We start from the raw sequence: 9,891 nt of genomic DNA, 5'->3' as shown, positions 1-9,891 counted from the left end.
GCGCTCGAACAGCTCACCGGTCCGCCCGTCGAGGCCGCACGCGACGACCGATCGTGCGTGCACATCCAATCCGACACTCGTACGCTGATTCATTGCTGGGGCCTCCCACATCTTGTGGCTCTACCGGCCAGGACCCGTTTCCTGTCGGCAACCCACGTTCACATGTGGAGTGGGCCCCAGCCCATACCCTCATACTGTCTAGCGGGCCGGCAGCGGCGGCAGTTCGAGGTTGTCCCGGAACGTGCCGCCCACGTAGTCGTCGCCGACGATTCCGCGTCGCCGCAGTTCGGGCAGCAACCCGTTGACGACGAAGTCCCGGGTTCGGTCGTCGGCGAGCCCGCCGAGGGAGATGACGTCGAGAACACCGGCGTCGTAGCGTTCCTGTACGGCGTCGACGAGTTGCTCGGGTGTTCCCGCGACCGCCCAGTGGCCGGTGTCCTTGGACGCGATGATCAGCTCACGCAGCGTCCGCCCGGACGCGGCGAGACGGCTGAAGATCTCGACCCGGCCGCGGCGACGGTTCACCGAGTGGACGTCGGGCAGGACGTCGGCCGGGATCGGCTTGTCGAGCGGCAACCCGGACAGGTCGATGTCGCCACCGAACATGTCCTCGAGCCGGATCCGGCCCGCGTCGAGGTCGGTGGCCTCCTCCTGCTCCCGGACGAGCCGGCGCACCTCGTCCTCGGACGCGCCGTAGGTGGCGTGGAACGAGCTCATGATCAGGGGCAGTCCGTCGGCGCGGCCGAGTTCCGTGGCCCGCGCCCGGATGCTCTTGGTATAGGTGACGGCGTCCTCGAGGGTGGGCAGCGACGTGAACACCACCTCGGCGAAGCGGGCACCGAGCTCCACGCCGGCCGTGGATTGGCCGGCCTGGAACTGCACGGGCCGGCGCTGCGGCAGCGGCGGGATGTTGAGCGGACCCTGCACCGTGAAATAGGTGCCCGCGTGGTCGATCGGCCGCACCCGGTCGGCGTCCAGCGCGGTACCTCCGGCTCCGTCGGACGTGAGCGCCCCGGGTTCCCAGCTGTCGAACAGTGCGTTGATCACTTCGAGGGATTCCGTCGCGCGGGCGTACCGCTCCTCGGGGCTGGGGAGGTCGAGGTCGCTGTAGTTCTCCTCACCCAGCGACGACGTCACGGCGTTCCACGCCGCGCGACCGTTGCTCACGTGGTCGAGGGTGCCGAACAGCCGCGCGAGGTTGTACGGGTGGTGGAACGTGGTGGTCACCGTCGCAATCAGCCCGACGTGCGAGGTCACGGCGCTCAGCGCGGACAGGAAGATCAGCGGTTCCTGCGCGCCGATCGCGCCCTGCGCCCCGAAACTGAGGAGGTCTGCGGCGAACAGCGCGTCGAACTTGTTTGCCTCCGCGATCTTCGCGATCTCGATCGAGGAGGCGACGGTCGACTGCTGCGGGTCGATCGCCGCCGCATAGGTGCTGACGGCGCCGCTGACTCCCGTCACCGTCTTCAGTGGGCGGCGTCGCGCAGTACTCATTCGCCCAGCCTAGGGACGGCGGGCCGGTCGGCCCAGCGTTCGGATCAGCCGGATTCTGACCGCCCACGACACCGTCCCGCTACCGTCGGGGTGTGCTGTTCTCGCAGATCGTCGCGACGTCCCGGGACGTGGGTGCCACCCGGTCGCGGAAGGTGAAGGTCGGGGCGCTCCGCGAGGTCCTCACCCGGCTGGAGCCGTCCGAGGTGGAACCGGTGGTCGCGTGGCTGTCCGGGGAACTCAGGCAGGGCCGCATCGGAATCGGCTGGCGGACAGTCGCGGACATTCAGGCGACGCCCGTCGACGTCGGGTCCGTCACGGTGTCCGAGGTCGACGGGACCGTCTCCGCCGTCGCCGAGGTCACCGGCTCCGGGTCGGCGGCACGCAGGCGTGAACTGCTCGCGGACCTGTTCTCCCGCACCACCACCGACGAGCGGGATTTCCTGATCCGGCTGGTCACCGGCGACCTCCGCCAGGGCGCACTGGAGGGCGTGATGACGGACGCGATCGCGGCGGCCGCCGATCTTCCCGTCGAACCGGTGCGCCGGGCGTTCATGTTGTCGGGACGGCTGCCCGCAACGGCGGTCGCGGCGTTCGACGGTGGCGTGGACGCGCTCACCGCGTTCCGGCTGGAGGCGGGTCGTCCGATCCGGCCCATGCTGGCCTCCCCCGCCGAATCACTCACCGACGCGTGGACCGAACTCGGCGGTGATGTCAGCGTCGAATACAAACTCGACGGGGCCCGCATCCAGGTGCACCGCAACGGCGACGAGGTGCACATCTTCACTCGCACCCTGCGTGAGATCACCGGCAGCGTGCCGGAACTGGTCGAACTCGTCGCGGGCCTGCCGTGTACGTCKGCGGTGTTCGACGGGGAGACGCTGGCGCTCACCGACAGCGGCAGGCCCCGGCCGTTCCAGGAGACGATGAGCCGCTTCGGCGCCGAGTCTTCCCGCGACCTGCTGCTGCACCCGTACTTCTTCGACTGCCTGCATCTCGACGGCGTCGACCTGCTGGACGCTCCGCTCGAGCAGCGGTTGGACGCGCTGGAACGGGTCGCGCCGCAACACCGCATCCCCGGCCTGATCCGCCCCGACAGCGAGGGGGCCGCAACCCATTTCGACGACGCACTCGCCGCCGGGCACGAGGGTGTGATGGTCAAGTCGCTCACCGCCCCGTATGCGGCGGGACGACGTGGCCGCGCCTGGCAGAAGGTGAAACCGGAGCACACCCTCGATCTGGTGGTGCTCGGCGCGGAGTGGGGGTACGGGCGGCGCACCGGATACCTGTCCAATCTGCACCTCGGGGCGCGCGACCCGGACGGCGGCTCACCGATCATGGTGGGCAAGACGTTCAAGGGCCTCACCGACGCGCTGCTGCAGTGGCAGACGGACGAATTCCCTCGCCACGAACGCCGCCGCGACGACCACACCGTGTACCTGCACCCCGACCTCGTCGTGGAGATCGAACTCGACGGCGTCCAGGTCAGTTCCCGCTACCCCGGCGGGCTCGCCCTGCGGTTCGCGCGCGTGCTGCGGTATCGCCCCGACAAGGCGGCCGCCGACGCCGACACCATCGACGCCGTCCGCGCCCTGCTTCCGGGGTGAGCGCTCGTCCTGCGTGGCGCCCGCCGGGGCGGTAGCCTCCCCGGCACAGCAAGTCGCCGTGCCGCGAGGGAGTCGACCAGTGACATTCGTTTCCCGCTTCGTGCCGTCGTGTGTCGCCCCGGTGGTCGAGGACGCGTACCGGAGGGCGGCCGAGGCGGCGGAGGGTCCCGTCCGCGTCGCCGTGTGTACGGTCACCGTGCCGATCGAGGTCGGAAAGACGTCGTTCCGCATCCTCCGGCTCACCGAGGAACTGCTCGAAGAGGTCGTGTTCCTGCTGCGGACGATGCGGCCGGTGGTCGAGGCCGTGAGCACGGGCAGGCAGTCCGACAATGTCGACACGATGTTCCGGACGCTCGAGCAGATCCAGCAGTCGGCCGACGCGATCGCCCGCACGCCGATGGGGGTGGTCCGGAGTGTCTTCTCACCGGCCCGTCCGGTGCCCGAGCAGGTCGACTATCACCCCACCGTCATCGACGCCGAACCGCCGCCCGCCCCCGGTCTCACGGTCCGCATCGCGTCGATCACGGTGACGGCGCCGAGCATCACGTTCGGCAGGCCCGCGCGCTGACCGCGCCCACCCGGATACGCTCGTATGGTGAGCGAACACATCCTCGTCACCGGTGGGTCGCGCGGCATCGGCGCCGCCGTCGTGCGCCTGGCCGTCCATCGCGGCTATCAGGTGACGTTCACCTATCAGAACGACGACGAGGCCGCCGCCCACCTCGTGCACCAGTGCGGGATCCGCGCCACCGCCGTGCGTGCCGATGTGCGCGACGCCGCACTGGCCGCGGCCGTGGTGGGCGCGGCCGACGAGCGCGGGCAACTGACCGCGGTGGTCAACAATGCGGGGACCACCGGTCCGCTCGGCACCTTCCTCACCACCACGGACGCGTCGCTGCGGGAGGTGTTCGACGTCAACGTGTTCGGGACGATCAATTACGCCCGCGCGGCGGCCGAACACTGGGTCCGGGAGGGGCGCCCCGGCGTGCTCGTCAACCTCAGTTCGGTCGCGGCGGGAACCGGGGCACCCGGCGAATACGTCGGCTACGCGGCCTCGAAGGCGGCCGTCGACAGTCTCACCACGGGGCTCGGGCGGGAACTGGCGAGCGCGAACATCCGGGTCGTCGGCGTCGCTCCCGGCACCACCGACACCGACATCCACGCGGCCGCGGGCGACCCGGGGCGACCCGAACGGGTCGCCGGTCGGATCCCCCTCGGCCGGGTCGCGACACCCGAGGAGATCGCCGAGGCGGTGCTGTGGGCCCTGTCCCACCAGGCGTCCTACGTCACCGCCACGACCATCGCCGTCGCCGGCGGTCTGTGACTACCTCGGCTTTACGCCGCACCTCGGGACGAGCATCGGCACCCGCGTGCGGTAGGTGCGATAGTCGTCGCCGAACGTGTCGATCAGGTCGTGTTCCTCGAAACGCACAGCGACCAGGATGAAGCCGGTGGTCCCGACGGCGAACAGCAGCCGGCCCCAGGTCATGGTCGGCGCGACCCAGAACGCGATGATGAAACCGGCGTACAGCGGGTGCCGGATCACCCGGTACAGCACGGGTGTCCGAAAGTGGCTGGGCAGAGCCGACTTCCCGCTCTGATTTCGCAGCACCTGACGCACCCCGAACAGATCGAAGTGGTCGATGGCGAACGTCGCGGCCAGCACGAGGGCCCATCCGCCGAGCGACACGGCGAAGATCGCGACGCGGACCCAGCTCGTCTCCACGTGCCAGATCTGGTCGGGCAGCGGACGCCATTGCCACATCATCAGCGCCAAAGCGGCCGTGGCGAACAGTACGTAGGTCGAGCGCTCCATCGGTTCCGGGACGATCTTCGTCCAGCGCTTCTTGAACCAGGGCCTGGCCATCACCGAATGCTGCATGGCGAAAATCATGAGTAGCACCACGTCGACGACCACCGCGACCGCGACGGGGGCGGCGGGTCCGTCGTTGATCGTGTGGGGCACGACGAGGCCCTCGACCCATCCCATCGCGTAGAGGAACACGACCAGGAACGTGACGTACACGACCGTTCCGTACACGGTGATCAGTGTTCTGGCGACGCCGCCGGTGCGGTGTTTCTGCGGTGCTTCGACCATCTCGGCCATGATGTTCTCTCCGATCCATGGGTTTCCCCCGACGCACCGAAGTCTCCGGCCGCGCGACGGGCGCGACCAGTAACCCTGGGGTGGGACTCACCGCACCCCGGGGACCTGTCGGAGCGGTTGACTACTCTGTGGCCATGCTTCCCGGGGACTTGCGCGACATCGATATGGCGTCGATCAAGGCGGTCCTCGGCACCACCACGTACCGCCGCGGCGAGCAGTACGCCCGCGACCACGCGGTCATCGAGATGTCGTGGGATCTGGCGGCCAAGGAGCTGTGGGGCGAGGTGGCGGGCACGGCGAGGGAGCCGTACTCCGCGTCGGCGTTCGTCGTCTCCAGCGGTGGCCGCACCGTGTACCGGTACGGGATCTGCACGTGTCCGGTCGGCATGAACTGCAAGCACGTCGCCGCCCTGCTGATCACCGCGATGATGCAGGCGAGGTCCGAGGCCCAGGCGGCGGTCGCGCCCACCTGGGAACGCTCCCTCGGTTCCCTCCTCACCGCCGATCCGTTCGGCGACTCCGGCGGACGCTCGCCGCTCGCCATCCAGTTCCGGGTGCAGGCGTCGGCTGCCGGCGCGGCACCTCGGTTGCTGGTACGGCCCGTCCAGCCGGGCAGCAGGGGCTGGATCGTCGGCGGGCTGGCGTGGAACAAGCTGGGCAGCCAGTTCCAGCATCCCGCCGAGCAGATCCGGGTGCTGCACGAGATCCACCTGCTGGCCGACGGGGGTCTGACCTATCGCCGCCAGAACTACACCGATCTCGACCTCGGGGTCTTCGCCAGCCGCCAGCTGTGGTCGCTGCTCGACGAGGCGGCCCGGGTTGGTGTCGAGCTCATCCACTCCTCCAAGCGTCTGGGCGCGCTCGGCCCCTACCGCACGGCCGAGGTCTGCCTCGACGCCACCCGCGACGAGGCCACGGGCTCTCTCGTGGTGCAGCCGGTGGTCCGGATCGACGGTCGACCCGTCGACGCAGCGACCGTCGGCTTCATTGGCGTCCGGGCCCACGGCCTGTTCTACGTCGACGCGGACGACCGCATACATCTCGCCCGGCTCGACGCGACCGTCCCCGCTCCCCTGCAGGACCTGGTGCGCCGCCGCATACCCATCGAGGTTCCCGCCGCCGAGCAGTCCCGTTTCCTGACGGACTTCCTGCCGAAGTTGCGCAACCTCGCCACGGTCATCTCCTCGGACGGCTCGTTCGTCCCACCCGAGATCTCCGAGCCCACCCTGGTGATGCGGGCGTCGTATCTCTCCGACCATGAGGTCACCGTCGATTGGGAGTGGCTGTACACCGTCGGGGACGACGAGCATCGCACGCCGCTCTCGGCCCGGACCCCCGGCGACGAGTATCGGGACGACGCCCGCGAACGCATACTGCTCGACGAACTCGACATCGCCTGGGACAGGTACGGGTTGGGGTCGAGCGGCCCGGAGTCGACGGCGTTGCGCGGACTCGACACGATGCGGTTCACCACCGAGGTCCTGCCTCTGCTCCACGGCAAGTCCGACGTGTCGATCGATGTGTCGGGCGAAGCGGCCGACTACCGGGAGGCCGGCGACTCCCTGGTCATCGGGGTGTCCGTCACCGAATCCGAGGGCGGCACCGACTGGTTCGACCTCGGCGTGACCCTCTCAGTGGAGGGCCGGGACGTTCCGTTCGACCAGGTCTTCTCGGCGCTGACCGCTGGGAAGACCGAACTACTGCTGCCCGACGGCGCCTACTTCTCCCTCGACAAACCCGAGCTCCACACGCTGCGCAAGCTGATCGACGAGGCGCGGGCTCTCCGCGAACGCGCGGACGGGTCGTTGCGGTTGAGCCGTTTCCAGGCGAGCCTGTGGGACGAGTTCGCCGCGCTCGGCACCGTCGAGAAGCAGTCGACGCAGTGGCGGCAGCAGGTGGACGGACTGATGGCCCCGACCACCGTCGGGCCCGCGGACGTTCCGAGCACGCTCGACGCCCGGCTGCGCCCGTACCAGCTGGAGGGGTTCCGCTGGCTGAGCTTCCTGTGGGAGCACGGGCTCGGCGGCATCCTCGCCGACGACATGGGACTCGGCAAGACGCTGCAGGCACTGGCATTGATCTGCCATGCGCGGCAGTCGAATCCGGACGCGCCGTCGTTCCTCATCATCGCCCCCACCAGTGTCGTGTCGAACTGGGAGTCCGAATCGGCCCGCTTCGCCCCCGGCGCGACCGTCGTCGCGATCTCCGACACCCTGACACGACGCAAGGTTCCGCTGAACGAACTGGTCCGGGGTGCCGACATCGTCGTCACGTCGTACACCCTATTCCGCCTCGAGTTCGACGCCTATGCGGAGTCGGCGTGGTCGGGGTTGATCCTCGACGAGGCGCAGTTCACCAAGAACCATCAGTCCAAGATCTACCAGTGCGTCCGCCGACTCGAGACTCCGTTCAAGCTGGCGATCACCGGCACGCCGATGGAGAACAACCTGATGGAGCTGTGGTCGCTCCTGTCGATCACCGCCCCGGGGCTGTTCCCGAATCCGGCCCGGTTCACCGACTACTACCGCAAACCGATCGAGAAGCAGGGCGATACGGAGCTTCTGGCACAGCTGCGCCGCCGCGTGAAGCCGCTGATGCTGCGCCGCACCAAAGAGCAAGTGGTGAAGGATCTTCCGGCGAAGCAGGAGCAGGTGCTCGACGTCGAGCTGCACCCGCGGCACCGCAAGGTCTACGACACCCATCTGCAGCGTGAGCGGCAGAAGATCCTGGGTCTGCTCGCCGACGTCGACAAGAACCGCTTCACGATCCTGCAGTCGCTCACGCTGCTGCGGCAGCTGAGCCTTGACGCCGGTCTGGTGGACGACGAATACCACGACGTCCCGTCCGCGAAGGTGGACGCCCTGCTCGAGCAGCTCACCGACGTCGTCGCGGGCGGTCACCGGGCGCTGGTGTTCAGCCAGTTCACCGGGTTCCTCGGCAAGATCCGCGACCGACTCGCGGACGCCGGCGTCGCGCACAGCTACCTCGACGGCAGCACCCGTCGTCGCGGCGACGTTCTCCGCGAGTTCAAGGAGGGCGCCGCCCCGGTGTTCCTCATCAGCCTCAAGGCCGGCGGCTTCGGGCTGAACCTCACGGAGGCCGATTACTGCTTCATCCTCGACCCGTGGTGGAACCCGGCAACGGAGGCCCAGGCCGTGGACCGGGCGCACCGGATCGGGCAGACCCGCAACGTGATGGTRTATCGCCTGATCGCGAAGGACACGATCGAAGACAAGGTGATGGCGCTGAAGGCGAAGAAGTCGGCGTTKTTCGCGAGTGTGATGGACGCCGACTCCCTGCTCAGCTCCACCCTCGACGCCGACGACATCCGCAGCCTGTTCGAGTGAGGAGTGCACATTGAGCCGGAACAGTCAGCAGAACCGCGCTGCACGCAAACGCAAGAAGCAGCAACGTGGCCATGCCAGGGAGCAGCGTCCGCCCCGTCCCGAGGTCGAGGGTGCCGAATCCCTGGTGTTCGCCGGAATCGAGTTCGCGTACGGGCCCTCGGCGAATCCCGAGTCGCTGCAGCGGACGGTCCGTCAGCTGGCCGATCTCGACGGTTCCCGGTGTGCGGACACTGTTCTCGACTGGGTGTCCCGGATCCTCGACGGGTCGATGGACCACGTGTTCGGCACGGGGTGGCAGCCGACGGAATTCGTTCACGCGGTGCGCCGGGAATTCGGTGCGCGCACGGCTCGGCTGACGGTCACCGTGATCGGCGCGCACGCGAGCCGCACCTCGGCGCGCAAGACCGCGCCGGTTCAGTGGCGGGAGCAGCTCGACGAGTTGGGTATCGCTCCGGACAGCGCACCCGCCCGTGGCTACCTGTCCGCGTGGTGTGCCTCGGAGAATGCCGACCCCACCGAAACGTGGACGGCGATCCTGTCGTTCCTCGGCTACTGCAGTTACCTGATACCCCTGACCCCGCTGCTCGCGACCCCGGCGAACTGGGGCGAGGGAACGGTCGCCTCGTCCTCTGCTCCACGCGGGCCCGAACCCAAGGTGCTCTCCCGCATCCGCGGCCTGCTGGCCAAGGCCGAAGCGACCACGTTCGCCGAGGAAGCGGAGACCCTTTCGGCGAAGGCGCAGGATCTGATGACCCGGTATGCGATCGACAGCGCTGTGATCGACGCGCATGCACACACCTCACTGACCGATCAGGTGGTCACCCGCCGGTTGCTCGTCGACAATCCGTACCCCGAAGCGAAGGTGCAGTTGCTGCATTGTGTGGCGAAGACCAACAATGTGCGCGTGCTCTGGCACCAACGATTCGGCCTCGTCAGCATGGTCGGGATGCCCGTCGATCTGGATCTCAGCGAAATGCTATTCACCTCGCTGCTCGTTCAGGCGTCCCACGCGTTGAGCGAGGCGGGCGGTGATCGGGTGAAACGCTCACCCAGCTTCCGTCGCTCGTTCCTCCTCGCGTTTGCCACCCGGATCGGGGAACGGCTCACGATCGCCCGGGAACAGGCCGGCCGCGACGCGTCCAGTCAGTACGGCAAGGAACTGGTGCCGATCATGGCCGAGCGCAGCGAGGCGGTGGGTTCGGTGTTCGAGGAGCAGTTCCCCTCGGTCGTCACGACGTCGCATTCGATCACCAATGAGCACGGCTGGCAGGCGGGGCGTGTGGCCGCCGAGCTGGCCGACCTGACCGGCGGCCGGGAACGCATCACCGGCTGAACCGAG

7 protein-coding genes are annotated in these 9,891 nt (G+C 68.6%); 5 read left to right on the top strand and 2 right to left on the bottom strand.

The annotated features are described in order from the left end of the window. Positions 1-198 precede the first annotated feature (198 nt). Positions 199-1,494 carry an NtaA/DmoA family FMN-dependent monooxygenase gene (locus tag AC1DWT_RS32880; protein ID WP_206012861.1) on the bottom strand — a complete coding sequence of 432 codons (1,296 nt, stop codon included), beginning with the start codon at positions 1,492-1,494 and terminating at the stop codon, positions 199-201. 92 nt (positions 1,495-1,586) lie between these two features. Here AC1DWT_RS32880 and AC1DWT_RS32875 point away from each other — a divergent pair, with 92 nt between their 5' ends. From AC1DWT_RS32875 to AC1DWT_RS32865, 3 genes are all read left to right on the top strand, one after another. Beyond that, the gene (locus AC1DWT_RS32875) at positions 1,587-3,098 is read left to right on the top strand and encodes an ATP-dependent DNA ligase (protein WP_206012862.1); all 1,512 of its coding nucleotides are present in this window, start codon (positions 1,587-1,589) and stop codon (positions 3,096-3,098) included. A gap of 79 nt (positions 3,099-3,177) precedes the next feature. Continuing rightward, entirely contained in the window at positions 3,178-3,666 is a 489-nt protein-coding gene (locus AC1DWT_RS32870) for a hypothetical protein (protein WP_095865789.1), read from the top strand. 27 nt (positions 3,667-3,693) lie between these two features. Then, positions 3,694-4,422, top strand: a complete 729-nt coding sequence (locus AC1DWT_RS32865) for an SDR family NAD(P)-dependent oxidoreductase (protein WP_072946142.1) — start codon at positions 3,694-3,696, stop codon at positions 4,420-4,422. Here AC1DWT_RS32865 and mddA read toward each other — a convergent pair whose 3' ends face one another. Next, complete coding sequence (mddA, locus tag AC1DWT_RS32860; RefSeq protein ID WP_206012863.1) at positions 4,423-5,205, bottom strand: methanethiol S-methyltransferase; 783 nt, start codon at positions 5,203-5,205, stop codon at positions 4,423-4,425. A gap of 134 nt (positions 5,206-5,339) precedes the next feature. Here mddA and AC1DWT_RS32855 point away from each other — a divergent pair, with 134 nt between their 5' ends. Both AC1DWT_RS32855 and AC1DWT_RS32850 read left to right on the top strand, forming a co-directional pair. Then, a complete protein-coding gene (locus AC1DWT_RS32855) occupies positions 5,340-8,552 on the top strand; it encodes a DEAD/DEAH box helicase (RefSeq protein WP_477923845.1) in 3,213 nt (1,070 codons plus the stop codon). A gap of 10 nt (positions 8,553-8,562) precedes the next feature. Then, on the top strand, positions 8,563-9,885 hold the full coding sequence (locus AC1DWT_RS32850) for a DUF2786 domain-containing protein (protein ID WP_206012865.1): 1,323 nt from the start codon (positions 8,563-8,565) through the stop codon (positions 9,883-9,885). The last annotated feature ends 6 nt before the right edge of the window (positions 9,886-9,891 follow it).

The organism is Rhodococcus sp. P4_B6, assembly GCF_056402215.1.
Note: the sequence above shows the minus strand (reverse complement) of the source record. Positions and strands in the feature narration are given on the sequence as shown.

What these genes read in the sequence shown, in the direction of transcription:
- mddA (WP_206012863.1), bottom strand. Translation starts at nt 5,205, where the DNA reads ATGGCCGAGATGGTCGAAGCACCGCAGAAACACCGCACCGGCGGCGTC.
- AC1DWT_RS32880 (WP_206012861.1), bottom strand. Translation starts at nt 1,494, where the DNA reads ATGAGTACTGCGCGACGCCGCCCACTGAAGACGGTGACGGGAGTCAGC.